Source organism: Enterococcus sp. 5B3_DIV0040 (assembly GCF_002140755.1).
Lineage (GTDB): Bacteria > Bacillota > Bacilli > Lactobacillales > Enterococcaceae > Enterococcus_D > Enterococcus_D casseliflavus.
Window position 1 is genome coordinate 451686 of sequence record NZ_NGLC01000001.1, and the last position, 26422, is coordinate 478107.

Genomic DNA, 26422 nt, shown 5'->3' on the forward strand with positions numbered 1-26422 from the left:
AAATGTTTTTAACTGACGATTTTATTTTGAAAAACAGCTTTGCCAAAGAGTTATACCATGGGTATGCAAAAAAGCAGCCGATCATTGATTACCATTGCCATTTAGATCCGAAAGAGATTTTCGAAGACCAAAACTTCACCAATCTGACCCAAGCGTGGCTGGCGGGGGACCATTACAAATGGCGCTTGATGCGAGCCAATGGTGTTGCAGAATCTTTGATCACTGGCGATGCTGATGACTACGAAAAATTCTGTGCTTGGGCGCAGACCTTGGAGGCTTGCATTGGCAATCCATTATATGTCTGGACCAATTTGGAATTGAAGCGAATCTTTGGTATTGATGAGCGGTTGACACTAGCCAATGCAGCAAGCATTTGGGAAAAAGCCAATCAACAGTTGCAGACGAAGGAATTTTCACCACGAGGGCTGATCAAAAAGATGGCCGTTGAGGTGATCTGTACGACGGATGATCCCATTGATTTGTTGACGTATCATCAAAAGCTGGCAGAAGAATCCTTTGCTGTGTATCCTACCTTTCGTCCTGACAAAGCAATTAATCTGCAGAATTCAGAATTTCCAGCATACCTTAAGCAATTGGCTGCAGCTGCGAGCAAAGAAATCACTAGCTATCAAACGCTGGTTGAAGCATTGGCCGTGCGTATTTCCTACTTCCACCAACGGGGCTGTCGTTTAGCAGATCACAGTCTGTCACGTCTTGGAGAGGAAGCCTACGATACCGCTGCACTTGAAGCGATTTTTCAGAAGCGTTTGACCACTGGGACACTGACTAATGAAGAAATCAGACAGTTTCAAACCGGCTTGCTGATTGACTTGATGCGCCAATACGCAAAGCAAGGCTGGACCGCGCAATTGCATCTGATGGCGACTCGCAACAACAGTCAAAAGCTTTTCCAACAACAAGGGCCTGATAGTGGCGGTGATGCGATGGGGGACGACCGTCTAGCGAGCGGCTTAAGTCGGACATTGGCGCAGCTTCAGGCGGAAAGCTTACTGCCGAAGACGATTTTGTATTCACTGAACCCCAAAGATTATCCAGTGTTGACTGCGCTGATGGGGGCGTTCCAAGAAGAGAGCAAAGGCAAGCTGCAATTAGGCTCTGCTTGGTGGTTCAATGATACGTATTCTGGTATGCGATATCAGTTGACGACCCTAGCAGAAGGCGGGATTCTTGGAAACTTCGTCGGCATGCTGACGGATTCTCGCAGCTTTTTGTCTTATCCACGCCACGAGTATTTCCGGCGGATTTTGTGTCAGGTGATCAGTGAATGGGTAGAAGACGGACAACTACCAGCAGATGAAATATATTTAGGGCAGATCGTCGCAGATATCTCTTATCACAATGCGAAAACCTACTTTGATTTTCCAAACTAATGACTACTCGATTCGTTCTTGGCTTGCTAGAGAACGAATCGAGTGTTTGTATGGCTATTGCTAAAGTTGCGTCTGTTCATTTACTATTGGCAGGGAATCCAGTACTATGATAGAAAGAATCAAAGAAGGAGCGAACAGTATGAATCCATTCTATGAAGAAGTCTATGCGCTGGCGCGGCAGATCCCTTTTGGTAAAGTCGTCTCCTATAGTCAGATTGCGTGGAAATTGGGACAAATCAACGGCGCGCGAGCAGTCGGTCGAGCGATGCGCTTGAGCCCTCAGGATGTCCCTGCCCATCGTGTCGTGCGGGCAGATGGCGTCTTAGTTGGTCCCTCCGCCAATGGGCGAAAAGCAGCACTCGTCGATGAAGGGGTGGTCTTCAAAGCCAGTGGTCGTATCGATATGAAGGCTTGCAGTTGGTCCATGAGCGAGATCGCTCCCGCTCAAATGAAGGAGCCATTATGAAAAAACGTGAATTTATCGTGCAAGATCTGTTGAGTAAAATCTATCAGGAAGAATTTTCTGCCGGCAAATTACCCAACCAAAGAACCCTTGCGCAAACCTATGGCGTTTCGCGGTTTACGATCCAGCAAGCAATCAAAAACCTTGAAGAGATCGGGATCGTCAAAGTGGTACAAGGTTCAGGGATTTTTATCCATGAAAAATGGGTCAAAAACCCAATGATCTTTAATTCCTTGACCCGCACCCCTTATGACCGCATCCATTCCAAAATGATTTCCTTGAATAAGGCGGTAGCAACGTTGGATGAACAGCAGATTTTCCAAATAGGCCCAGATGAGGAAGTCTGGACCTTTGAACGAGTGCGGATCGTCAATTATAAAATCGAACAGCTGGAAACCTCTAAATTGCCCGTCAGCCTATTTCCCGAATTGACACAAGAAATCGTGGAGCACTCGATCCAACGCTATGTCGAAAGCTGCGGATACCGAATTTCCCACTACATTACCAGCTATACCCCCATCACCACATCGACCGCGCAATCGGGTATTTTATTGTGCAAGCGGGGAACACCGGCAATGCAGATCAGCAATCGGGCGATTTTAGAAGACGGCCGCGTGTATGAGTTCAGCAATATCGTTGCCATTGATTATGCTGTGACCTATATCCGTCCCTTTGACCGTGAGATCCATCGCTCACGCATCGATTGATTTTGGAAAAGCAAATGTGCCAGTTGCGTTGTCCTTACCCAGAGAGAACAAAGACATCCCCTGTCGATTGGACAGGGGATGTCTTTTGTTGTGTTTAAGGAGTGATCAAAGTGCCGTCTGGTGTACGGCTCTGGGTCCATTCATGAGGACGGTAAACCACGGGAAATTCCGCAGCTGCTGCTTCATCGAACGTGATTCCGATCCCACTTTTCTCGATGGGATAAAAATAGCCGTTTTCAGGTTGCGGACTACCACCAAAGACCGACTGGGTATTTGCTGGGATCGCAATCGTTTCTTGGATCGCGGCATTATGGAGATGGATATTTAGATGGGTGTTGACGGCTAAGCCGACAGGGCTGATATCAGACGGCGTGTGCCAAGCGATCCGAATGCCCATCGCATCGCAGAAGTGAGCCAATTTCAATGCTGGCGTGATCCCACCAATTTGTGAGACATGGGCACGCATAAAGTCAATCTGTTGATTTTTGACTAGCTCTTGCCATTCCATCGGATTATTGAACAATTCGCCGGTCGCGATCGGGGTCGCCGACTGGCTGCGGAGTTGCTGCAACCACTTGTTTTGATCCGGCGGCAAAATATCTTCTAGGAAAAAGAGATTGAAAGGCTCAGCGGCTTTTGCAAATTGAATCGCTTGGTTTGGATGCAGCCGTTCATGCACGTCATGCAGCATTTGAAATTGATTGCCGTATCGTTCTTGGATCGCAGCAAACATTTTCAGTGTTGTGTCCATGTAGTCTGTTTGATCAAAATAGGAACCAGCGATGGGCTGATCGGGTGTTTGCAGTTGGCTAGGATTTCCACCATAAAAACCTAATTGGCAACGGATATAGCGATAGCCCTCAGCCAAGAAGTGATCGATTTCTTGATAAAGGTCTTCGAGATTATCTGCCACGGCATGGGTATAGGCGGGAATCGCCGTACGCGCTTTTCCACCTAACAGTTGATACAATGGCATATTGGCTAATTGTCCCTTGATGTCCCATAAAGCCATGTCGACTCCTGAGATGGCATTGTTGGTGATCGGACCATTCCGCCAGTAAGAATTGACATTCATCACTTGCCAAAGATCTTCGATTTGATTGGCATCGCGGCCAAGTAAGAGGGGGCGTAAATACTCGTCAACGACGGTTTTTACGGCTAGTGGGCGAAACTGGAAGGTTGCACAACCTAACCCAGATACGCCTTTGTTCGTTTCTACTTTAACGACAACAAGGTTATGACGATCAGGTTTGATCGCAAAGGCTTTGACGTCGGTGATGATCGTTGGTGTCATTTCATTCACTCCAATTTTTGTCTCTAGTTGCTATAGCCATTGAAACATGCTTGGCAACCGCTGTCAATTTGGTCTAATAAAAACTGGATATACACCATAAAACCAGTCCAATTTTTGCCTATTTTATAATAAAACGTTGATATATAGCGTTTTTATTCTAGTTTTATCAAAAAAGGACTGGTTTTACAAGTCTGTGTGAGCATGCTACTATGTGTGTGAAAACGGAAACACCTGAAAGGGCGCCCGTCAAAAGGATCAGGACCGTTAGCAAACAACAGGGGGAAAAAAAGATGACCAAAGAAGACATCGTAAAACAGATCATTAAAGATGTTGGCGGATCAGACAATATCAACAATGCATGGCACTGTATGACTCGCTTGCGTTTTGATTTAAAGGATGAGAAAAAAGTCGACTATGCGGCGTTAGAAAAAACACCCAAAGTCGTAGGAACAAAATATCAAAGCAATCAGCTGCAAGTAGTGATAGGAACGGATGTTGCTGATTATTATGCACCTTTGGCCAAAGAATTAGGACTTGATGAAGCGAACCAAGGGGAGTCATCTGAGAAAAAAGGCGCCGTTTCCTTATTTATGGATACCGTTTCTGGCGTTTTTGGTCCGATCGTTCCAGCTATCGCTGGCGCAGGAATGATCAAAGGATTGATGGCTGGATTGGTGGCATTGAATGTCATCTCTAATCAAACAGATACCTATTTAGTGATCGACATGATTGCGAGCGGCGTATTCACATTCTTGCCATTTTTTGTTGCTGCTTCTGCCGCTCGGATTTTTAAAACCAATCAATATTTAGCGATCGCAATCGCGGCAACGCTGCAATTTCCAACAATGACCAATGCGGTAGCCGAAGGAAGCATTTCCGCCTTTCGTTTGTTCGGTGTATTGCCAGTACCCGTCTTTAACTATGCAGGGACAGTGATTCCCATTATCTTTGCCGTGCTGGCACTCAGCTATATTTACCGTTGGGTCGATAAACTCTTACCACAAGTTCTGCGCACCGTGTTTACACCGACGATTTCGTTGTTTGTCGCTGGTATCTTGACATTAACGGTCATTGGCCCAATCAGTATCCATCTAGGAAACTTATTGGCTGCTGGCGTGGCTGGATTATTCACTATCTCGCCTGTCTTAGCAGGAATCGTGGTAGGGGCGATTCGACCAATCGCAATCTTCACGGGACTGCATCATGCCATGACCCCGATCGCTTTGCAAAACTTTGCCAATCAAGGATATGATATGCTGATGCCAATGATGTTTATGGCAAATATGGCAATCACCGGCGCAACAGCAGCTATTTATTTCAAAGTCAAAACCAAAGAAGAAAAATCGATCATTCTATCGTCGGCGGTTTCAGGCTTGTTAGGGATCACAGAACCTGCGTTATTCGGGATTTTGTCGAAGTATAAAAAAGCCTTTATCTCAGCAACAGTTGGTAGTTCTGTGGCTTCTGCCTTCATCAGTTTCTTCGGTGTTCGTATTTATGGGTACATTCTTTCAAGTATCTTTAGTTTGCCAGCCTATATCGGGGAATACTTTATCTACGCCGTTCTAGGGATCATCTTGGCGATCGGCTTATCCTTTGCCATGAGCTGGTTCTTGGTACCAAATCAAGCAGCAGAAGGCGATCGTTACACCAACGAAGTGGATCTGCATGCCGTGACCCATGGTGAATACGTCCCATTAGAAGATGTACCAGATGAAGTTTTTTCAACGAAAATGATGGGAGAAGGCTATGCCATCGAGTCACAAGATGGCCAAATCTTTGCACCAGTCAGTGGCGAAGTCACCACTGTGTTCCCTTCAAAACATGCCGTCGGGATCAAAACCCAAAACGGCGTTGAAGTTCTTGTGCATATGGGGATCGATACAGTTTCCCTTGGCGGTCAAGGCTTTGAAGTCTTTGTCAAAGCTGGGGAGCAAGTCACTCCGCAAACCAAACTGGCACAAATGGATCTGCCGTTTATCAAGCAGCAAGGCAAAGAAACCATGGTGATCGTTTTGATCACCAACATGGATCGCGTGCAACAATTTTCTGGAAGTACTGATTTAGAAGGCAGACACCAAGCCGGTGCATTGCTGGAAAAAGTCGTCTTGAATGCCTAATAAAAGAAAAAAGATGAGCTTCGTTAACGAAGTTCATCTTTTTTGTTTGTCCAGTAACTATTTATTTTTATTCATAACGCAAAGCTTGGATTGGATCTAGTTTACCTGCTCGATTAGCAGGTAATGTGCCGGCTAAAAAGGCAATTAATAAGATGACACCCATAACAGTCAGCGTGTTCGACCAAGAAAAACCAATTAATTGAAATCCGGTCAAAGCTTCAAGAAACGTACTTGAAGCATAGTCATTGATGACATTTCCTAAGCTAAAAGCGGCGATGATCCCACTGAAAGCGCCGAAGAAACCAATTAAGAGTGCTTCGAAACTAAAGGTCAGAAAAACTTTACTGCGGCTCATCCCTAAGGCTTTCATTAAACCAATTTCTCGGGTGCGGTCTTGAACAGACATATACAATGTATTGATGATGCCAAAGCTGGCGGCTAACAGCGAAATTGCCCCAAATAAAGTCAAGACGCCAGTAATTGCATCAATTACCATACGAAACATATTGATTTCATCTTCCACAGTCATTCCTTGGAAGCCATTTTCTAGTAAAGCTTCTTTGATGGTATCGATTGTTTCACTGGATAAGTTTTCTTCTAGATAAGCCTGTACAATAAAAGATTGGTTTTTTAAATTTTCTGGTAAGCCTAGTTCATAAATCTCCACCACTTTTTGGCTCAAAGCCTGATTAAAAATAGTCCTACCAGCTTGAACAAAGCTAAAGTGGCGAACCCCAACAATTGTTGCTGTTACAGTTTCTTGTTCGCCAGTTGCTTGTGAAGAAACACCAATAGTAACTTCTTTTTCCAAAGCCTCTTGGGCATCTTTAAAACCTAAAATTTCCACATAATCTTGATCAAGAATGACTTCAAATCCATCAACTTCATTATTGACTTGTCGACCAGCTTCTAATTCTAAATCGATATCACCAGAAGCCATTGCGTTGAGTTGATATTTCGTATTGGAACTTCCCTGAATGTAATCTGCTACTAAAAAGCTGATTGGTTTAACGGTATCAATATGCTCGATACTTTCAATTACTTCCATATCTGCAGGTGTAATTACGTTAGCTTCTGCAGAAGATTTATTTGGATCATATTCTTGAATATTGGATGTTGGCATCATATTATTGCTGCCATCCATTTTGTAGACTGCTAGTAGGCTATTGTCACCGACAGCTGTAATTTGTTGGTCGAGGTAATTGTTAATACCGGTATTGATGCCCATAGTCAGATAAATGGTAAAGGCACCAATAAAAATAGCAATGATCGTCAGGATCGTTCGGCCTTTATTTCGCAACAGATTCTTCGCAGAAGTTTTTAACAAATCGTTGAATTTCATTTATCGTCCTCCTCAATCACTAAACCATCTTTAATATGGATCTGCCGATCACAGCGAGCAGCTAGATCAGGATCGTGGGTGACGATGACTAGGGTGATATTTTCTTTTTCGTTAAGATCAAATAATAGCTCTTCGACTTTTTCTCCCGTCGCTGAATCAAGATTTCCGGTGGGCTCATCGGCAAAAATGATTTTTGGTTTGTTGACGAGTGCTCGGGCAATGCAGACCCGTTGTTTTTGACCGCCAGAAAGGTCAGATGCTTTATTTTTTGCTTTATCACCCAATTCTACGGCTTGTAGTGCTTCATCTACCAGTTTTTTTCGTTGATTTCGACGCATACCGCTGATTTTCAATGGCAGCATCACGTTGTCATGAACCGTATCTTTGGCGTTCATAAAAAATTGCTGAAACACGAAGCCAAAGGTTTCGTTTCGCAGTTTGTTTAATTCAGCAGCCTTTTTTCCTTTGACATTTCTTCCAAGTAAAAATAGATCTCCGCTAGTCGGCTGGTCCAACAAGGCTAATAAGTGCATCAATGTGGACTTACCTGAACCACTTTTACCGATAATTGCCACTGACTCACCCGCATAGATTTTTAAATCAATGCCCTTCAAGGCATCGAATCTAGTTTCTCCTTTTCCATAAACCCTCGTTAACTTTCTTGTTTCTAAAACGATCATTTCATTCCTCCTCTAAAAACGTTAATAAGTTAAGGTTATCACAAATAATTGCCAATAAATCAGTCTTTAGGAGTAGTTTCTAAAATTAAATGAAAAAAAGCGACCCCCACTGGGAATCGCTAAGAAGCTATAAAATAAATTTTAAGTTCAATTAACTACGCAGCCCGCGGCCTTTTTGGATCAAGTACCAGCATACGCTGTATAAGACGACAATGAACAAGACCAAAATACCGATGGAGAGGAAAATCGGGACATCGATGGTGCCCAAAAATCCGTAACGGAAACCAGAGATCATATACACGATCGGGTTGACTTTGGAGATCGTTTGCCAAATTGGCGGCAGCATGCTGATGGAGTAAAAGACGCCTCCAAGATAGGTCAATGGTTGTAAAACAAAGGTTGGCACGATGGAAACATCGTCAAAGGATTGGGCGAAGATCCCATTTAGCAACCCTGCTAATGAAAATAAGATGGCGGTCATGACAAGGGTTAAGACAACGATGACCCAAGAATAAACATGTAATGGGACGAAGAAAAGGGAAATGATGGTCACCAATGTGCCCACCAAGATACTACGTCCAAGTCCGCCAAAGACAAAGCCCCAAATGATGACGTGGGTAGGGACCGGCGCCACTAAGAGTTCCTCAATGTTTTTTTGAAACTTCTGTGAAAAGAAGGAAGAAGACACATTAGAGTAAGAACTGGTGATCGTCGACATCATGATCAGCCCAGGAACGATAAATTCCATATAAGAAAAGCCGCCCATTTCGCCGATGCGGCTGCCGATCATTTTCCCAAAGATAATAAAGTATAAGGAAGTAGTGATGACGGGTGGGACGAGGGTCTGCACCCAAATCCGTAAATAGCGGTTGGTCTCTTTGACCGCTAAACTTTTTAAGGCTGTAAAATAAAGACTAAACATGGTTTTCCTCCGCTTCGTGTGATTCTTCGGTGATTTTCAAAAATAGTTCTTCCAAGCGATTGGATTTGTTGCGCATGGAGAGGACATTGATCCCTTGCTGACTGAATTGGGCAAAAAGATCGTTGACGCCTTGATCTCGAGCGACTTCAACAGCGATGGTCTGTTCATCTTCCATTTGGATCGGATACCCAGTGATCGTTGGTGCTTGTTTGATCGGTGCGATATCAAAAAGAAAGGTTTCAAATTGCAGTTTTGCCAATAAGGACTTCATGCTGGTGTTTTCGATCAGTTCACCAGATTGGATGATCCCGATGTTGCGGCAAAGCATTTCCGCCTCTTCTAAATAATGGGTCGTCAAAATGATCGTTGTGCCCTTTTGGTTCAATTCCCGCAAAAAGCTCCACATTTCCCGCCGTAATTCGATATCGACACCTGCCGTCGGTTCATCCAAAATCAATAGCCGTGGTTCATGCATCAGGGCACGAGCAATCATTAAACGGCGTTTCATCCCGCCCGACAGCATCCGCGCACGAACATTGCGTTTTTCCCACAAATTCGACTGCTTCAAGTATTTTTCGCTGCGTTTGATGGCCTCGTTGCGGGGGACACCATAATACCCGGCTTGATTGACAACGATCTGCTGGACCGTTTCAAAGGGATTGAAATTGAATTCTTGGGGAACTAGACCAATCTGTTGTTTGACTTGGACCAATTCTTTGTCTAAATCGTAGCCGAAGACTTTGACGCTTCCGGAAGATTTATTGACAAGAGAGGTGATAATGCCGATGGTGGTGGACTTTCCAGCGCCGTTTGGGCCTAACAAGGCATAAAAGTCGCCTTCTTCCACCGTCAAATTTATGCCCCGCAACGCTTCAACGCCGGTAGCATAGACTTTGCGTAAATCGGTTAGTTCTAGTGCATAGGTCATGTTTGTTTGAACTCCTTCTATGTATGATGGTTTATTCTATCATTTTTTTCAAGAAGAACCGCATGATTTGATTTTTTTCATTTGATTAGATAACAATTGTTGCTAATCGATGAAAAGTGGAAAAGAGGCAAAAGAAAAAACGACCATTTGATCGTTTTTTCGATAAAGTCGATTGTTAGCATAAATACCGTTCTGGTCGTTCTGTCTGTCCTAATAAGTAATCGACAGAAACATTATAGAGGGAAGCTGCGTGTAGCAGCGTCAATACATCGGGTAAGCGATCGCCTGCTTCGTATAAGGTGTAATCGGGGTAAGACACATCGAGATGCTGGCATACTTCTTTTGGGCTCAATCCGCGTTCTTCTCTTAAAAATTTGAAGCGGCAACGCAAGGTGTCTAATAAAAAAGCTTCTTCTAATGTCACTTTGCGGTCCTCCTTAAAAAATAGCGCTTTTTTTCGCACTGTTCTCTTTTTATTGTACCAACAAAAGCAAAATATGCGAAGTGATTCACATGAAGGGCGATCGGTTTTTGTCAAAAAGTGAAACAAATGACTTGCTCTGAGACGCGTTTCATACAGTATGCTTGATTTATAAAAAGGAAGGCGGGATGGAAACATGAATACATACATGAAGAAAAATGGTGCGGAATGTTGTTATGTGACGTTGGCATTTGATGGACAACAACTGGTATTGACGAAGCCAAAAGGGTTCTTTCAAGAACGGTTAGTAGAAATTCCTGTGGATGAGATCAGTCACTTGACGTGTGATGAACACTTCGGGTCTCAGCGCATCGGATTTATCCATCACAACGATTACTATGAATTTTATACATGTGGGCTAAGTGTGATAGACTATATGAAAGAACAATTATTCGTTTAAGGAGCAGTGAGTCATGGCAAACATTCGGGATATTGCACGCTTGACCGGCTATTCGGTCTCAACGGTTTCACGAGTCATTAATAACAATCCTTATGTCAGTGAAGAAAAGCGTCGTAAGATCCTGGCTGTCATGGAAGAGGTCAACTATATTCCGAATTACACGGCGCGGGCATTAAGTGTCGGCAAAACCAAAAACATCGGCGTGATCCTACCGTTTGTCAATCATCCCTATTTTGATCGATTATTGAGCGGCATCACGACAGCAGCGTTTGCTCGTGGCTATAAGGTGACGCTTTTAGCCACGAACTATGATCCGCAAGTAGAGGAAGCATATTTGCAAGAATTTGCGGCGAAAAGCTTTGATGCTTTGATCATTACCTCGCGGGCGAATCCGATCGAAACCTTATTGCCTTATCGTTCATACGGACGCATCGTCTTTTGTGAAAATATCTCGTATTTGACTGACGGCTGCACTTATATCGATCGAGAGGAATCGATCAAGGAGGTCTTCACGTATTTTAAGGAACAAGGCATCCAGAAAATCGGCGTGACATTGGGACGTAGCCGCAAGCTCAGCAGCAATTCAAAAATCACGGTCCGTTTGGCTCATGACTATTTTTCGACCTTTTCCGAAGACTTGATTTTTTGGGATTGTTTGACGGAAGAAGATGGAAAAGAAGCGGCTGCTTATTTTGCAGATAAAGGAGTCGAAGCGATTTTCACCAATGGGGATCATGTTGCTGCTGGGATCCAGTCGCAGGCGCCGGGAGAATGGCTCGTGATTGGACGGGACAATCTATACATCAGCGAGCTGCTGCAGCTTTCAACGATCGATCATCACTTGCAAGCTTGCGGGGAGACCGCCGTCCAATTGGCGGTAATGGAAAAAAGCGGCAACTATCGCATGCCCTATGAGTTCATCAAACGATAGCTACAGACGAAACGATGCGCAAACAGTGCCCCTGAGCGGGCAGTGCTTGCGCATCGTTTTTTTAATGGGATTTGGTGTAATGGTCAATGATCTGTTTCAACAGCTGCGCGCTGCCGACGCCTGCTTTTTGATCGTAATAGGCGGTAAAACGCTCGTCTTGAACGTACATTTCTCCTAAAGATCGGTGATATTCTGCTGAGTAAAAGGGCGCTGCTTGCTTAAGCCATGCTTGATGCGCAGCAAAAGCCTTTTCGGCTTTGTCAGAAGGGATTCGTTTCCCTTCCTTTTCATTCAATAGCTCTTTTATCAGCTGCAACAAGCGGTTTTCGTTGTCGGTCAGTGCTTGATAATCGACTTGGGTCATCTGCTGCCACTTTTGGTTGCTTTGTTCGATGATTTCCTCACCGTAGGCTTCTCGTAATTCGGCACCGTAGTTCGCTTCGTTTTCACGAATTTTTTGTTCCTTAAAATAACGGAATTTCTCTTGATCGGTCATCGTCTTTTCTCCTTCATAATAATCAATTGTTTGCGCTAAGGTGGTCAAAAGACTGTCCAGGGCTGCTCGCTCTTGTAAAAGCTGTTGGTAATGCTGCAACAAGACCGTTTGGATCGATTCTTGTGGCTCATCCAAGATTCCGCGGATCGTTTCTAATGACAGCCCAAAAGACTTAAAATATAAAATCTGCTGTAGGCGATCGACTTCCTGTCTCCCGTAGATACGGTAACCAGCTGAGTTGGTGCGTTGCGGTTGTAACAACTTGATCTGATCATAATACCGCAGGGTACGGCTGCTGACTCCTGACAGTTTAGCTAAGGCACTGATCGTATATTCCATCGGCTTTTCCCTCCTTACACCTGTATCCTAAAGGTTGACGTAACGACAAAGTCAAGAAAATTTTTTTGCGTTTTTTAAAATGTGCTATAATTATAACAAAGAAAGGAAGATAAGATGCAAATAGTTTTTTCTGATATTGATGGGACGTTCCAAGAAATGGGGCACCCGATTCATGAGATCAATAAAGAAGCCATCCGTTGTTTGCAAGCCCAAGGGGATCACTTTGTGTTTGTCACAGGGCGAGGATTTGAGCTTGTTCAAGATATGATGGCGGAAGAAGGCCTTTCCTGCGATGTGATTTTTGGAAACGGCGCTGGTCTGATGGTAAAAGGAGAAGCGCCTGTTTTGACGCATACCTTGCCCTATAAGACATTGGCGCAAGTGATTGGTATCTTAGAAACAGAAGAGGTTTTTTATTTCTTACATACTGACCATGGCATCATTTCCCCACAAGCGCATTTGTATGAAGCGCAGTTTCAAGAAAGCCGCAAGCAGTTACTCGCGGAGTTAGGGGAGCGAGGACAAATCATCGCTGACTACAAATATGAGTTCTTTTACAACGAATGTCTTCATAAAGACGACGTGCTGCAGTTTATGAAGGAACATCCAGAGATAAAGGTCATCAAAATCGAACTGATGGAAGCGTCAGACGAAAAAAGAGAACGGCTACGGGAGATGATCCAATCAGAAACGGCTGCGATTTTTCAATCCTTTGTCCAAACACTGGAGATCGTTGATCCATTGGCGACCAAAGGTGCCGCGATCCGTTCCTTTTTAGAAGCTTTTCCCGCTGCCAAAAGCTACGGGATCGGTGATGGTGAAAATGACCTTGCGATGTTTGAAGCGGTGGATGTTTCTTTGGCTGTAGCAAATGCCAGCCCAGCGATCAAAGCAGTTTGTGATCGAACCATTGAGCGCGCGGAAGACGGCGGTGTTGGCCGCTTTATTTTAACAGAATTAGTTTCGAGAGAGGATGTTGTGCATGAAGTTGATTGAAACCCCAGTAAACCAAAATCTAAATATGGAAACTTTTTACCCGAACATCTCCAAGTATCTATTCGACAAAATAGCGATCAAATACTATAAATTGTACTCGCTTGATCGGACGCAGATTCTCTATGTGGATAGTTTTGATACGATTTCTTTAGTATTGATCAACAATAAAAAGAAAATCAGTCGGGAAGAAGTCGACACAGCGATTCATCGTTTGCTGAAGGTCGATCGCAAAGACGTGACCGTCAATGTTAATATTCGTAAAGAAATGGAAGCAAGAGGCATCACCTTTTCTAAACCGAGGAAAGATGTCATTCTTGTTCAATTGCCTGTGAAAGAATAGTAGTTGAAAGAAGTTGGGACATGCACGTTGCAAGAGCAATCAAACGTTGAACAAAGGGGCGACCTTACACGCGCGCAGGAATGATGCGCCAATAAGTAGGAGGCTGACCCATGCTTTTGAGCAATTTGTTCTCAGATGGATTGCCTTCTACTAGCAAAAACCCAACTTTTTTTTGAAAAAACAAGATTTTCTGTCTTTTGTGTTTTTTTTGCTATAATGAGAAGAAGTAAGCTAGAGGGAGTAAGAACATGCAGAAATTATTTAAAGATGACAGCTTGACGCTGCACACCGATCTCTACCAAATCAACATGATGCAAACCTATTGGGAGTTAGGCAGAGCCGATCGTAATGCGGTGTTTGAATGCTATTTCCGTGACATGCCTTTTGAAAACGGCTATGCGATCTTTGCCGGTCTGGAACGATTGATCGACTATTTGAACGATTTATCCTTTTCAGAAACGGATATTGCCTACTTGCGAGAAATCGGTGGCTATCCAGAAGCCTTTTTAGAGTATCTAAAGGAGTTCAAGTTTGCTTGTACCGTTCGTTCTGCTTTAGAAGGCGATTTAGTCTTCAACAATGAACCGATCATTCAAGTAGAAGGGCCGTTGGCACAAGCACAGTTGATCGAAACGGCGTTACTGAATATGGTCAATTTCCAAACACTGATCGCCACGAAAGCGGCCCGCATCAAATCCGTGATCGGCACGGATCCCTTGTTGGAATTTGGTTCACGGCGGGCACAAGAATTGGATGCAGCCGTTTGGGGGACCCGAGCGGCTTATATTGGCGGAGCAGATGCGACGAGTAATGTGCGGGCAGGGAAGATTTTTGGCATCCCAGCCAGCGGAACCCACGCCCATTCCCTCGTGCAATCCTACGGCAATGACTATGATGCATTTATGGCGTATGCCCAAACCCACAAAGATTGCGTATTCTTAGTCGATACCTATGATACATTGCGCTTAGGTGTGCCAAATGCGATTCGTGTGGCCAAAGAGATGGGGGATAAGATCAATTTCTTAGGTGTGCGAATCGACAGCGGCGATATGGCGTATATCTCGAAAAAAGTCCGTGAACAGCTGGATGAAGCGGGATTCACGGAAGCCAAAGTCTATGCTTCCAATGATCTAGACGAAAATACGATTCTAAGCTTGAAAATGCAAAAGGCGAAAATCGATGTGTGGGGTGTCGGCACCAAGCTGATCACCGCTTACGATCAACCGGCATTAGGCGCGGTTTATAAACTGGTGGCCATCGAAAATGAGCAGGGAGAAATGATCGACACCATCAAATTATCCAGCAATGCTGAAAAGGTTTCGACTCCTGGGAAAAAACAAGTTTGGCGGATCACCCGTAAATCTGACGGCAAGTCAGAAGGCGATTATGTCACGCTATGGGAAGAAAATCCACAAGCAGAAGACGAACTGTTCATGTTCCATCCTGTTCATACCTTTATCAACAAAACAGTGACGAACTTTGATGCGCGACCATTATTGCAAGACATCTTTGTGGATGGCCAGCAAGTGTATCAAGTGCCTGACTTAGAACACATCAAAGCCTATGCGACGAATTGCTTGGATTCCCTTTGGGACGAGTACAAACGTGACTTGAATCCACAGAAATACCCAGTCGATCTTTCGCAAGAATGCTGGGATCATAAAATGCGCACGATTGAAAAAGTACGCAAACAAACCAATGGCGCGATTTTGTAATCCGCAACTGCGCTGGTCCTAGGATCAGTCAGCTGCTTCAAAAAATAAGAGGAGGCGTTTCTATGACCATGCAACAAGAAATTATCAAAGAATTAGGAGTCTTACCGACCATCGACCCGAAAGAAGAAGTTCGTAAGAGTATTGATTTTTTAAAGGCGTATCTGCAAAAGAATCCGTTCTTGCATACGTTTGTCTTGGGGATCAGTGGTGGACAAGATTCGACGTTAGCTGGACGGCTTGCGCAATTGACGATGGAGGAAATGCGCAGCGAAACTGGGAATCCTAACTATCAGTTCATAGGGGTACGCTTACCTTATGGGGAACAAGCAGACGAAGAAGATGCCAAAAAAGCACTAGCGTTTATCCAACCAGACATTGAGCTGCGGGTAAACATCAAAGCCGCCGTCGATGCGCAAGTACAAGCGGTGGAAGAAGCAGGGTTAGCGGTTTCCGACTTTAACAAAGGCAATATCAAAGCCCGTCAACGGATGATCACGCAATATGCTATTGCGGGTGAAAAAGCAGGGGCTGTTCTGGGAACAGATCATGCTGCGGAAAACATCACCGGCTTCTTTACGAAGTACGGGGATGGCGGAGCCGATATTTTACCACTGTTTCGTTTGAATAAACGCCAAGGCCGTCAACTCTTGCAATACTTAGGCGCGCCAGAAGCGTTGTATACAAAAGTCCCAACTGCGGACTTGGAAGATGGCAAACCTTTAGTGGCAGATGAAGCAGCTTTAGGAGTGACCTACAACGACATCGATGACTATTTAGAAGGCAAGGAAATTTCGGCTGAAGCCCAACAAACCATTGAAAACTGGTGGAACAAAACGCAACACAAACGCCACTTGCCAGTCACGATTTTTGATGATTTTTGGAAATAAACGAAACCAATGATTGAGTTCCATTCGGATAGAAAGAAGAGTCTAGGGGGCAAGAAACCTTAGACTCTTTTTTTATGAGGCTTGCTTTCTTTAAAAATAACAAAAGCTTCTTACCTCGGCTTTACTTTCTTGCCTCGAAAGCATAAAATACGAGGGTACCTAGAACGTGTAGAAAAGGAGGAATGTTCCTTCGTGAAAATAAATATCCATCCTTATCTGAAGATCGCATTAAAAGGCATCGCCATCGTCCTGTTGATCATTTTCAGTAATTTATATTTGCAATGGTGTCAAAACAATCTTTCCGTTGAATTAGCTCTGAAATTTGCCTTTTCGTGGCATACAGCAAAGTTTTTCTTGGCTTGTGGGGTGCTACTGCTGGTGTATGGGGTGTTTGCCAGCTTGGCAGGTTCGGTACTGATCGGAGGCGTCTTTTATAGTGTCGTCATCGGAATCTTAGGATATGCCAACCACACAAAGATGGTCTATCGCCAAGAACCAATCTATCCCGATGATTTAAAGATGGTCACTCAATTCGACCTTCTACGAACCATGATCGGCAATGGCGCCTTTTTCGTAGCCATCCTCTTCGCTCTGGCGGCGATCGGGGCAATCGGCTGGAGTATCTATCGCAGCCGCAAATTAAACCTGCGTTTGCAAGTGATGCGAGGAGCGGTGCTGGTCGTATGCTCGCTGGGCTTAGTCTATGTTTCTCACTTCAATGACAGCAACAACCTTTTACGCAAAGCCTACAATCAGACGGCGCTCTGGATTCCGTATTCACAAAAAATGAACTACTACAATACGGGATTTATCGGTGGGTTTTTGTACAACCTGCGGGTAGATGCCATGACGAAGCCTGAGGGGTATTCAAAAGAAGCGATCCAAGCGATTGCGGACACCTACAATGCACAGGCTGCGGAGAAAAATCAAGACCGTGAAAGTGAAGCACCAAATATCGTCTATGTGATGAGCGAGAGCTTTTCCGACCCGAGCCATTTAAATGGCTTGTCGATCACCGGCGATCCGTTGAAAGACTATTACCACGTCGCTGATCAAACCATCAGTGGAAAAATGCTTTCGCAAAATTATGGGGGCGGTACGGCAAACATCGAGTTTGAAGCGTTGACTGGTTTTGCCATGGGCCTATTGAATCCACAGATGACAACGCCTTACACGATGCTGGTGCCGAAATTGACGCAACTGCCATCCTTGGTTTCTTTCTTGGAACAGTCCGGGTATACGGCAACGGCGATCCATCCTTACGATACATCGATGTACAAACGCAAGGATGTCTATGGCGTGATGGGGTTTGAACAGTTTATCGATCAAGAGACGATGACCTATACCGACAAAATCGAAAATAATCCTTATATTTCTGATGAGGCGGCCTACAAAGAAGTGCTGGCATTGTTGGAAAACGATCAGCAACCGCAATTTGTCCATTTAGTGACGATGCAGACCCATATGCCGTATGCTGGTAAATACGATACCTTGACTTACCAAGCAAGCGGTCCGGGCAATATGGCTTCTTTGGAAAACTACCTGCAGGATATCTCCTACAGCAGTACAGCATTGAAAAACTTTGTAGCTGAATTAGAACAGCTGGATCGGCGAACGCTGGTCGTCTTTTGGGGGGATCATTTACCAGGCATTTATGCCGATGAGATCAAGGAGCAAAATGAAACGGCTGCCCTGCATGAAACGGAGTTTTTGATGGTCGATTCGCAAGGAAATTTTGCCCCAGAAGATGTACCTGTAACAAGTCCCTTTTACTTTGCGCCGAACCTATTAGAAGCCAGTGACCAACCAACGAGCGGGTTTTACCAGTTGTTATTGGCCTTGCAAGATGAGCTGCCAGCTTTTGAAATGGGTCAATACTATCAAGGCGGGCAATGGCAGACGACCCTTGCATTGGATCAAGAAGCCCAAGAAATCTATGATGCCTACAATTTGATCCAATACGATGTGTTACAAGGAGAGCAATACAGTTTAACGACTGGTTTGTTTGACTAACTGAAACGTAAAATAGCGCCTTATCCCAGTGTTAGTCACAGGATAAGGCGCTTTTGTTTGTATGAAGTTATAAATCCTGCCATTTACGGTTTTGATCAAAATCATTGGCGGCGGCATAGGCGTCTTGAACGATCGTTTCAGGGTAGCCCATGACTTTTAAGAGGGCGATTGCATTGCGGCTCAAGGCAGGACCGGATTTGACCTTGTAATCAAAGGAGATGCCGTCATCTTCCGTGACTTGTTCAGAAAAATGGATGTTGCAGCAGTCATTTTTCAATATTTCAGTCAGCTCAATATCATGAGTGGCGACAAATGCCAATGATGGGTAGGCTCGCAGCCAATGGATGATGCTGGCAGAAGCAGCGATCCGTTCCACCGTATTGGTTCCTTTTAAAATCTCATCAACAAAACAATAGCAGCGCTGGTTCGTGGCAACGGTGTCTAGCAGGCGTTTGATGGATTTGATCTCCGCCACGAAATAGCTGTCGCCTTCAAATAAATCATCTTCAACAGCCATCGAGGTAATGACGTGACCGGGAACCATCGTAAAAGTTTCGGCAACTGCTGTCTGGATCGTTTGTGCCAAAATGCAATTGATGGCGATGCTTTTGACATACGTCGATTTGCCCGAGGCATTGGAGCCAGTCACGAGGGTATTGTGGGTCCAAGCAACATCATTCATGACTGCTTCACTTAGAAGCGGGTGATACGTACCCGTTGCTTGTACACCTCCGCTTGTTTGGAAGGTCGGTAGGCAAGTGATGGGCATATACGTGCGAAAATTTAAAATGGCGGCTGCGACTTCCAATTTTCCCAGCAAATTCCACAGATCGATGGCTGCTTGTTGGTGCTTTGCCAGGGTAGTAGTGACCGTTTGATAGGAAATAAACGGCAGCATAAAAATGATATTGATGTATTCAAACAACATATCTCCTTCGCTGCCGTTTTTGGCACGAAACGAGAAAGCGAAACGAGTGATCTTTTTTAATGGTGCCAAGGATTGTTTGATCTCATCTTGGAGGGGCGTGTTGATTTTAGCGATCTGACTGCCACAGGCAATCGTTTGAACCAAATAGCGCATGCTGTTCAGTTCTGTTTCCAGCTTGGCTTTTTTGATGGAGTAATAGATCGTATTGAAAACGACACTGACCAACGTCAACAGGATGCCTTGGACAAACCCCAGCAGGAGCAGCAAGATGCCGACTAACGGCAGCACACCTAAAAAGACAAAGAAAGGCAGAGAACCGATCGATTGCGCCGCTTCATTGGCCAAGTAGGCTTTCGAAAAATTATCATCTTGTTTTCCTAAACGAGCAAACGTATATTGGGATTGTTCGCGTGCAGCACTGTCAGCAGCAAAAAAGTCGATCAATTTGGTCAGCTGTTTGTCCGTCCTGAAGCGAAAATTGCGTAACTGCTGGTACAACGCTTCTGAACCAACACTGGAAAACGTCAGATTAATGGACTCAAACAACGAAAAGCCATCCAAGTCATACCAAGTGATGTCATCGACCTCGCTATCAAAATCGTGAAACTTCTTCTCAGTCAGCCAAGCCTTTTTCAAACTCGCTTCTTTATCAAAGCGGGGCTGACGGGGAAGCTTTCCCCAAGCAAGCCGAACGTAACGGCGTACTTTGTATCGATTCCAGATATCTAATGCGGTCAAGATGAGAATGCTGGCGAGTATGATCAAAATGACCATCGTTTGTGGTTCCATATGCAAAAGTCCTCCTAATGGCTAATGAATGCTGGCTAAAGTTAAGTGTTGCTGTGGGCAGGATCGATTTCTTTCAAACAAGCATAGATCCGTTCAATATCTTGGGTCGTGCCTCGCAGCTCGAAATCCGCTAAGAACGGGATCGAAAATTGCTCCGCATATTGCTTTGCGGTCAAGCAATATTGATAATTGAAGTTTTTGTTGCCACTGCCGATCACGCCTAAGCAAAGAGCTGCGTTGTTTTCATAGTCAATGTATTCCCGCATGGTTTCTGTGAGAATCTCCTGATCGCCGTTATCGACGCCATTTCCACCTTCTAAATAGGTAGGGACAAAAACCACATAAGGTTCGTCTTCTTGTTCAAAGACACTATTGTCATGAATTTCTTTGGCTTCCCAAGTACTCGGAGTGTCTTGCTGATCCGCATAGGCCAACAAGCGGTTGACGAATGCACGGGTATTTCCAGAGATTGAAATATAAAGTAGTTTCATTTTTTTCATCACCTTCCGCTTTCTAGTATAACAGAAACCATTTATGAAAAGAGGAGAACTTCGGCAGTCTTTTCTAGTAAAATGCAGCCAAAGGCTTTAAACTGAGAGAGGAGTCCAATACAAAGGAGTGGCAATAATGTTTTCAAAAATGCATCATGTGGCGATCATCGCCAGTGATTACCAGCAGACCAAAGAATTTTATGTAGAGAAATTAGGCTTTGAAGTGATTCGTGAACATGCGCGCCCAGAAAAGAAAGATGTAAAAATCGACCTGCGCTTTGGGGAATCAGAAATAGAACTGTTTGTGGTGGAAAACCCACCAGCAAGACCAAGTTTCCCCGAAGCAGCTGGCTTGCGACATTTGGCATTTGCGGTGGAAAATATTGAAGCAGTCGTGGCAAAGTTAGCCGCCAAAGGAATTGCGTGTGAACCGATTCGTTTCGATACCTTTACGAATAAGAAAATGACCTTTTTCCAAGATCCGGACGGCTTGCCGTTGGAATTGCATGAATAAATAAGGAAAACTTTGTGTGGATCCTTTGTCGATTCAACTTGGTTTTTCTTGAGAGAATTGTTATTCTATGTATAGAAGTAAGGAGGAGAAAACGTGATAAGATTTGCAAAAAAAGAAGATCGCTTTGTCATGGCTGAACTCGTTTTAGTCATTTTAAAGGATATGGAATTGCCGTTTGTCAAAGAGATCGGTGAAGCAAAGACCTTAGAGATCTTGGCAGATGCCATGCTAGAACCCGACTATCGTTACGGCTTTCGCCGTGCGTTGGTCAATGAGATCGACGGGGAGGTTGCTGGGGTCGCCTTTGGATACCCAGACAAAGAAGAGGCGACGATCGATCAGCCTCTAGATAAAGTGCTGGAACAGTACGGTTTGAGTAAAGACATGAAGCTGTTTATCGATGAAGAAACCTTACCAAATGAATGGTACTTAGATACCATCTGTGTGGCTGAGAAATTTCGCGGCAAAGGTGTCGGCTCAGCCTTATTAGAAGCGTTGCCGAAAATTGCTTCTAGAGATGGCTATGAGGTGATCGGCTTGAGTGTTGACCGAGCAAATCCCCATGCGAAGCGGCTCTATGAAAAGCATGGCTTTGAAGTCGTGGCCCAAAGAGAGATCAGTGGCCACCTATACGACCATATGCAAAAAAGAACCAGCTGATTTTTCAGCTGGTTCCATTTGTTAGTCGAAGCTCAAGAGGATGGTCTTTCTTGCGGTGCCGATTGTACAGCCAGTAATCCATGACGGCAGCGATACAGATGCAGACCGGTGCATCCCGATCATCAACGACATCCAGTACATAATAATCCCCCGTCAATAAGGTCGCCTTATCCATTTCCATGATCTTTTTATTGAAATGATGGATCCCATAGCGATGATTGTAGATATCGCCGTGGACCGCCCAGTGAAGCTGCTGGATATAGTAGAAATCACCCGGCCAGTTAAAGATTTTCTGCAGTGTACCGACTTTCTCAAAGTCTTTGTAGATCTCAAAGCGCGTACCAAAAGTAAAACTGATTTGTTTGATACTAGCAACCATTTGCCCATTCAAGCGGTAAAGGGAAAGAGCATCGCCCTTAGTTCCCCAACGGCCCACCATTAAAAACAGTGATTTGCCTGTTTCATCTTTGACAATGGTGCGTGTGACTCTGCTAAGTTGTCTGTCTTGGATGAAAAATTCTGACATACTTACGCCTCCTCATGTATCCCCAAAAAGCTGCGTGATTTAAAGATTTTCATCAATTGCCCGAACGATCGCTTTGCCGACACCAGACTCAATATTGGTGTCCGTCAAATACTTCGCGGCTTCTTTTACCTCTAACTCGCCATTTCCCATTGCAAAACTAACGCCTGCCAGTTGCAGCATACTTACGTCATTTAAGTTGTCACCGATCGTCATCACTTCCGCCAGTGAGATCATCCGATCTTTAGCGACATGCGCCACTGCGATTCCTTTTTGCGCGTTTCGGTGGTTGATCTCAATATTGTTTTGTCCAGAAGAAGTCACCACTAGATCGCCGTACCCATCGATGATTTTCGTGATAGGACCCAATACCCGCGCACCATCTTGATGGAAGCAGATCACTTTCAAAAATTCTAATTCTTCGATCGAAAACAACTCACTGAAATCATCGACATAATTGATCGGTAAAAATTCCAAACGGGCTGCTGTCATAGCAATCGCCATCTTATGGGTTAAATGGGGCATTGCTTCTGCCGTGTGGATCGCAAAATTTTCGATCCGACGTGTTTGGCTTTCCGAATAGATCCCGTTGCTCGTGGAGATCTCAAAATAGATGTCGTTTTCTTTGAGTAGGTCGATCAACGAACGAGTTTGTTCATGGCTGATCGGCACAGTAAATAATGAATTACCCGCTTCGTCGTAGACTTGGGCACCATTCAAGGTGATCATTGCACAGTCGATCCCGGCTTCTTGCAGCGGCGGCAAAGCCTCTTTGCGGTTACGGCCAGTTGCGACCATAAATTCGATTCCTTTGGATTGGGCATATTTGATTGCTTGGATATTTTCTTCTGAAATCTGCATACTAGCATTTAAAAGCGTACCATCCATATCAGAAGCAATTAATTTGATCATTGTCAGCGTCCTTTCTTAATCGTTTCTACAAATAGTGTACCATAAATCGCGCATTTTTTTTCTTTCGAAGAGTAATTCTTGTTTCTAAGGGGAGGGATTTGTTATCCTAGAAGAAAACAAAGGAGATTCGCCATGAAACGACTATTGGACAATGATTGGCAAGAACAATTGCAGGAATCATTTGAGCAGCCGTACTACCAACAACTGCGGGCTTTCTTGAAACAAGAATATGCCCAGCAAACGATCCATCCAGCGATGGATCATATTTATGAAGCCTTAAAACTGACGCCATACCATGACGTAAAAGTTGTCATCTTAGGTCAAGATCCTTATCATGGGCCTCACCAAGCCCACGGACTGTCGTTTTCCGTGCAGCCGGGGGTCAAAATACCGCCTTCGTTGCGGAATATTTACAAAGAATTAGCTGATGACTTAGGGATTCCACCTGTGTCCCACGGTTATCTCGTACCTTGGGCGCAACAAGGGGTCTTATTGTTGAATACCGTGTTGACAGTACGTGAAGGGCAAGCCTATTCACATCACGGGCATGGCTGGGAGCAGCTGACTGATACGATCATCGAAAAATTGAATCAACGAGAAGAACCGGTCATTTTTGTGCTTTGGGGCAAACCCGCCCAAAAGAAAGCCGCTTTGCTAGATACTAGCAAACATATTATTATAACAGCGCCTCATCCAAGTCCGTTATCAGCGCATCGAGGATTCTTTGGTTCGAAGCCTTTTTCTAAGATCAATCAAGCATTGCTGGCGTTAGGAGAAGAACCGATTTCCTGGGCGTTGCCAGAAAAAATAACACAGTTGTAAAACTGTGTTATTTAGAATGAGTAAACTTGTGAAAAAGGTAACGATATTTAAAATAATCGACTAATACAGGATTTTTATCTGTTCTTTTTTTCGCAATTATTGTACAATGGAAGGGTATAAAAAAACTGGAGGTCTTTACCCGTGGAATTATTCGAAAGTTTAAAATTTAAAATCGTGCGTCGTCATATCAAAATCGTTTTTCCTGAAGCAACAGATCCTCGTATCCTAGGTGCTGCTAGCCGTTTACGTTCAGAAGAATTAATTGAACCTGTTTTGATCGGTAACCCGGTTGAAATCGAAAAAGCAGCGGAAGCTCGCGGAATCAACGTATCAAACTTTGAAATTTTAGATCCTGAAAATTATGATCGTTGGGATGAAATGGTTGAAGCTTTTGTGGAACGCCGCAACGGCAAAGCAACGAAAGAACAAGCAGAAGAAATCTTAAAAGATGTCAACTATTTCGGTACAATGTTGACTTACATGGGCATTACTGAAGGAATGGTTTCAGGAGCGATCCATTCTACGGGTGATACAGTAAGACCCGCTTTACAAATCATCAAAACAAAACCAGGTGTGAGCCGTACAAGTGGTGCTTTCTTAATGGTTCGTGGTCGTGACCAAGAAAAATACTTGTTCTCAGACTGTGCCATCAATGTAAACCCAACTGCACAAGAATTGGCAGAAATCGCTGTTGACTCAGCGAAAACCGCTGAATTATTTGAAATCGATCCAAAAGTTGCTATGTTAAGCTTCTCAACGAAAGGGTCTGCGAAAGCACCAGAAGTAGATAAAGTCGTTGAAGCAACAAAAATCGCCAAAGAATTGGCACCAGAATACCAAATCGATGGAGAATTGCAATTCGATGCTGCGTATATCTCAGCAGTTGCGCAATTGAAAGCTCCTGAATCTGAAGTAGCAGGTAAAGCAACCGTCTTTGTTTTCCCAGATTTACAATCAGGAAACATTGGTTACAAGATCGCCCAACGTTTCGGTAACTTTGAAGCGATTGGACCAATCTTACAAGGATTGAACAAACCAATCTCTGATTTGTCTCGTGGTTCAAATGAAGAAGATGTCTACAAATTATCAATCATTACTGCGGCACAAACACTAATGGAAAAATAAGCAGCCAATCGCTGCACTTATGAAAAACTGATCCCTTGAGGGTCAGTTTTTTGTTTTGCTCTTGGAAAGTTGAGGGCAGCAAAGGAGGAAGTGTGCGCAAAAGCAACGATCCAGTGATCGTCGGGAAATTTTCCCTAAGCTCCTTCTTTACAATTCCTTGAAAAACAAGCTATACTAGCAACTAGTAAATTAGATTGATCAAAGGATGGGGACTATGTTTACCATTAACGACTTAGAAGCAACCGCAGCATTTGCAAAAATCATTGGAGAGGCAGCCGAGCCAGGGGATAATCTGGTATTGACGGGCGATTTAGGTGCTGGCAAAACAACCTTGACGAAAGGCATCGCCTTGGGGCTAGGAATCGAGCAACTGATCAAAAGTCCGACCTATACGATCATTCGTGAATATACCAATGGGCGGCTACCGCTTTATCATATGGATGTCTATCGGGTGGAATACGGTGCAGAAGATTTAGGACTGGATGATTATTTCGAAGGGGATGGCTTGTGTGTGATCGAATGGGGCAATCTCTTAGAAGCCTCCCTGCCAGAGGATTATTTAGAACTGATTTTGGAAAAAGATGATACAGATGAACAAAAACGTCTTGTGAAATGTCATGCATATGGCACCAAAGCAACCGCCTTTTTGCAACGGATCACAACAAAATGGCAGGCAGCCCATGAGTGAGATCCAATTACAGATCAAAGAAGCCACGGGTGCTGATGCCAAAGCTGTGTTAGCAGTCAGTCAACAGCTAGGAGAAGAAACGGATTTTCTTTTGATGGACGAAAGCGGCTTGGCGTTGCCAGAAGCCTTATTGGCAGAACAGCTGGACGCTATCTATGAACGGGACGACTATTTGCTGTTGTTGGCATTTGATCAAGAACAATTGATCGCCATGGCATCAGTCAAAGGCCATGAAGAGTGGCAATTAGCCCATGTCGGGGAGATCGGTATCTCGATTTTAAAAGACTATTGGGGCTTAGGCTTAGGTTCGCTCCTGATTGAAGAATTACTGGACTGGGTAGTAGAAGTTGGCGAATTGACCCGCATCGAGTTGACCGTTCAAGCGAGAAATTTACGGGCGATCCATCTGTATCAAAAATTTGGTTTTTTAACAGAAGGCTGTATGAAAGAAGCGGTGCAAACCCGCGAGGGGCAAAAAGTTGACGTCTTGATGATGGCACGTCTTTTTGAATCATAAAAAAGGAG

At 44.3% G+C, this 26422-nt stretch carries 28 protein-coding genes; 17 read left to right on the forward strand and 11 right to left on the reverse strand.

Annotated features, from left to right (window positions below):
• Nucleotides 1-2 precede the first annotated feature (2 nt).
• The 3 genes from uxaC to A5883_RS02230 all read left to right on the forward strand — a co-directional run bounded on the left by uxaC (nt 3) and on the right by A5883_RS02230 (nt 2561).
• Nucleotides 3-1391 (forward strand): glucuronate isomerase, encoded by a 1389-nt coding sequence (uxaC, locus tag A5883_RS02220; RefSeq protein WP_086337932.1) that lies wholly within the window; start codon nt 3-5, stop codon nt 1389-1391.
• A 139-nt stretch (nt 1392-1530) separates the two neighbouring features.
• Nucleotides 1531-1857, forward strand: a complete 327-nt coding sequence (locus tag A5883_RS02225; protein WP_074933265.1) for an MGMT family protein — start codon at nt 1531-1533, stop codon at nt 1855-1857.
• Nucleotides 1854-2561 carry a GntR family transcriptional regulator gene (locus A5883_RS02230; protein ID WP_005228494.1) on the forward strand — a complete coding sequence of 236 codons (708 nt, stop codon included), beginning with the start codon at nt 1854-1856 and terminating at the stop codon, nt 2559-2561. The genes A5883_RS02225 and A5883_RS02230 overlap by 4 nt, the downstream gene beginning before the upstream one ends.
• A 94-nt stretch (nt 2562-2655) precedes the next feature.
• Here A5883_RS02230 and A5883_RS02235 read toward each other — a convergent pair whose 3' ends face one another.
• Nucleotides 2656-3855: an enolase C-terminal domain-like protein gene (locus A5883_RS02235; protein ID WP_074933270.1), complete on the reverse strand. Its 1200-nt coding sequence runs from the start codon at nt 3853-3855 to the stop codon at nt 2656-2658.
• A 290-nt stretch (nt 3856-4145) separates the two neighbouring features.
• Here A5883_RS02235 and A5883_RS02240 point away from each other — a divergent pair, with 290 nt between their 5' ends.
• A complete protein-coding gene (locus A5883_RS02240) occupies nt 4146-5975 on the forward strand; it encodes a glucose PTS transporter subunit IIA (RefSeq protein WP_086337933.1) in 1830 nt (609 codons plus the stop codon).
• Nucleotides 5976-6042: 67 nt separating this feature from the next.
• On the opposite strand, the gene A5883_RS02245 is transcribed toward A5883_RS02240, so the two are convergent.
• The 5 genes from A5883_RS02245 to A5883_RS02265 form a co-directional block, all read right to left on the reverse strand.
• A complete protein-coding gene (locus A5883_RS02245; RefSeq protein WP_086337934.1) occupies nt 6043-7317 on the reverse strand; it encodes an ABC transporter permease in 1275 nt (424 codons plus the stop codon).
• Nucleotides 7314-7997, reverse strand: coding sequence for an ABC transporter ATP-binding protein (locus A5883_RS02250; protein ID WP_005228498.1), 684 nt, complete (start codon nt 7995-7997; stop codon nt 7314-7316). The genes A5883_RS02245 and A5883_RS02250 overlap by 4 nt, the downstream gene beginning before the upstream one ends.
• Before the next feature lie 151 nt (nt 7998-8148).
• The gene (locus A5883_RS02255; protein WP_005228499.1) at nt 8149-8919 is read right to left on the reverse strand and encodes an ABC transporter permease; all 771 of its coding nucleotides are present in this window, start codon (nt 8917-8919) and stop codon (nt 8149-8151) included.
• A complete protein-coding gene (locus A5883_RS02260; RefSeq protein ID WP_005228500.1) occupies nt 8912-9847 on the reverse strand; it encodes an ABC transporter ATP-binding protein in 936 nt (311 codons plus the stop codon). The genes A5883_RS02255 and A5883_RS02260 overlap by 8 nt, the downstream gene beginning before the upstream one ends.
• 175 nt (nt 9848-10022) lie before the next feature.
• Nucleotides 10023-10271, reverse strand: a complete 249-nt coding sequence (locus A5883_RS02265; protein WP_005234115.1) for a helix-turn-helix domain-containing protein — start codon at nt 10269-10271, stop codon at nt 10023-10025.
• Between the two features lie 193 nt (nt 10272-10464).
• Between A5883_RS02265 and A5883_RS02270 the strand changes: the two genes are divergently transcribed.
• Together A5883_RS02270 and A5883_RS02275 are read left to right on the forward strand one after the other, a co-directional pair.
• Nucleotides 10465-10728, forward strand: coding sequence for a hypothetical protein (locus A5883_RS02270; protein ID WP_005228502.1), 264 nt, complete (start codon nt 10465-10467; stop codon nt 10726-10728).
• 13 nt (nt 10729-10741) lie between these two features.
• Nucleotides 10742-11659 carry a LacI family DNA-binding transcriptional regulator gene (locus A5883_RS02275; protein WP_010749901.1) on the forward strand — a complete coding sequence of 306 codons (918 nt, stop codon included), beginning with the start codon at nt 10742-10744 and terminating at the stop codon, nt 11657-11659.
• Between the two features lie 61 nt (nt 11660-11720).
• Here the strand turns inward: A5883_RS02275 and A5883_RS02280 are convergent, their stop codons facing one another.
• Complete coding sequence (locus tag A5883_RS02280) at nt 11721-12494, reverse strand: MerR family transcriptional regulator (RefSeq protein ID WP_074535470.1); 774 nt, start codon at nt 12492-12494, stop codon at nt 11721-11723.
• A 114-nt stretch (nt 12495-12608) separates the two neighbouring features.
• Between A5883_RS02280 and A5883_RS02285 the strand changes: the two genes are divergently transcribed.
• From A5883_RS02285 to A5883_RS02305, 5 genes are all read left to right on the forward strand, one after another.
• The gene (locus tag A5883_RS02285; RefSeq protein ID WP_086337935.1) at nt 12609-13490 is read left to right on the forward strand and encodes an HAD-IIB family hydrolase; all 882 of its coding nucleotides are present in this window, start codon (nt 12609-12611) and stop codon (nt 13488-13490) included.
• A complete protein-coding gene (locus A5883_RS02290) occupies nt 13477-13830 on the forward strand; it encodes a DUF1827 family protein (protein WP_010749898.1) in 354 nt (117 codons plus the stop codon). Before A5883_RS02285 ends, A5883_RS02290 begins: the two co-directional genes overlap by 14 nt.
• A gap of 248 nt (nt 13831-14078) precedes the next feature.
• On the forward strand, nt 14079-15545 hold the full coding sequence (locus A5883_RS02295; RefSeq protein ID WP_086337936.1) for a nicotinate phosphoribosyltransferase: 1467 nt from the start codon (nt 14079-14081) through the stop codon (nt 15543-15545).
• 62 nt (nt 15546-15607) lie between these two features.
• Complete coding sequence (nadE, locus tag A5883_RS02300; RefSeq protein WP_010749896.1) at nt 15608-16432, forward strand: ammonia-dependent NAD(+) synthetase; 825 nt, start codon at nt 15608-15610, stop codon at nt 16430-16432.
• A gap of 192 nt (nt 16433-16624) precedes the next feature.
• Nucleotides 16625-18445: an LTA synthase family protein gene (locus A5883_RS02305; protein WP_086337937.1), complete on the forward strand. Its 1821-nt coding sequence runs from the start codon at nt 16625-16627 to the stop codon at nt 18443-18445.
• Nucleotides 18446-18512: 67 nt separating this feature from the next.
• Here A5883_RS02305 and A5883_RS02310 read toward each other — a convergent pair whose 3' ends face one another.
• Both A5883_RS02310 and nrdI read right to left on the reverse strand, forming a co-directional pair.
• Nucleotides 18513-20162 carry a MutS-related protein gene (locus tag A5883_RS02310; protein WP_086337938.1) on the reverse strand — a complete coding sequence of 550 codons (1650 nt, stop codon included), beginning with the start codon at nt 20160-20162 and terminating at the stop codon, nt 18513-18515.
• 41 nt (nt 20163-20203) lie between these two features.
• Nucleotides 20204-20653, reverse strand: coding sequence for a class Ib ribonucleoside-diphosphate reductase assembly flavoprotein NrdI (gene nrdI / locus A5883_RS02315; protein ID WP_005228511.1), 450 nt, complete (start codon nt 20651-20653; stop codon nt 20204-20206).
• A gap of 136 nt (nt 20654-20789) precedes the next feature.
• On the opposite strand from nrdI, the gene gloA2 reads away from it, so the two are divergent.
• Together gloA2 and A5883_RS02325 are read left to right on the forward strand one after the other, a co-directional pair.
• On the forward strand, nt 20790-21167 hold the full coding sequence (gene gloA2 / locus A5883_RS02320) for an SMU1112c/YaeR family gloxylase I-like metalloprotein (protein WP_005228512.1): 378 nt from the start codon (nt 20790-20792) through the stop codon (nt 21165-21167).
• Between the two features lie 93 nt (nt 21168-21260).
• A complete protein-coding gene (locus tag A5883_RS02325; protein WP_005228513.1) occupies nt 21261-21827 on the forward strand; it encodes a GNAT family N-acetyltransferase in 567 nt (188 codons plus the stop codon).
• 4 nt (nt 21828-21831) lie between these two features.
• Here A5883_RS02325 and A5883_RS02330 read toward each other — a convergent pair whose 3' ends face one another.
• Nucleotides 21832-22353: an LURP-one-related/scramblase family protein gene (locus tag A5883_RS02330; RefSeq protein WP_005228514.1), complete on the reverse strand. Its 522-nt coding sequence runs from the start codon at nt 22351-22353 to the stop codon at nt 21832-21834.
• 39 nt (nt 22354-22392) lie between these two features.
• On the reverse strand, nt 22393-23262 hold the full coding sequence (locus A5883_RS02335) for a Cof-type HAD-IIB family hydrolase (RefSeq protein WP_086337939.1): 870 nt from the start codon (nt 23260-23262) through the stop codon (nt 22393-22395).
• A gap of 132 nt (nt 23263-23394) precedes the next feature.
• On the opposite strand from A5883_RS02335, the gene A5883_RS02340 reads away from it, so the two are divergent.
• The 4 genes from A5883_RS02340 (at nt 23395) to A5883_RS02355 (ending at nt 26414) form a co-directional block, all read left to right on the forward strand.
• Nucleotides 23395-24084, forward strand: a complete 690-nt coding sequence (locus A5883_RS02340) for a uracil-DNA glycosylase (RefSeq protein ID WP_016608882.1) — start codon at nt 23395-23397, stop codon at nt 24082-24084.
• A gap of 141 nt (nt 24085-24225) precedes the next feature.
• Entirely contained in the window at nt 24226-25209 is a 984-nt protein-coding gene (gene pta / locus A5883_RS02345; RefSeq protein ID WP_005228517.1) for a phosphate acetyltransferase, read from the forward strand.
• Between the two features lie 214 nt (nt 25210-25423).
• The gene (tsaE, locus tag A5883_RS02350) at nt 25424-25897 is read left to right on the forward strand and encodes a tRNA (adenosine(37)-N6)-threonylcarbamoyltransferase complex ATPase subunit type 1 TsaE (RefSeq protein WP_010749889.1); all 474 of its coding nucleotides are present in this window, start codon (nt 25424-25426) and stop codon (nt 25895-25897) included.
• Nucleotides 25890-26414, forward strand: coding sequence for a GNAT family N-acetyltransferase (locus A5883_RS02355; protein ID WP_010749888.1), 525 nt, complete (start codon nt 25890-25892; stop codon nt 26412-26414). The genes tsaE and A5883_RS02355 overlap by 8 nt, the downstream gene beginning before the upstream one ends.
• The last annotated feature ends 8 nt before the right edge of the window (nt 26415-26422 follow it).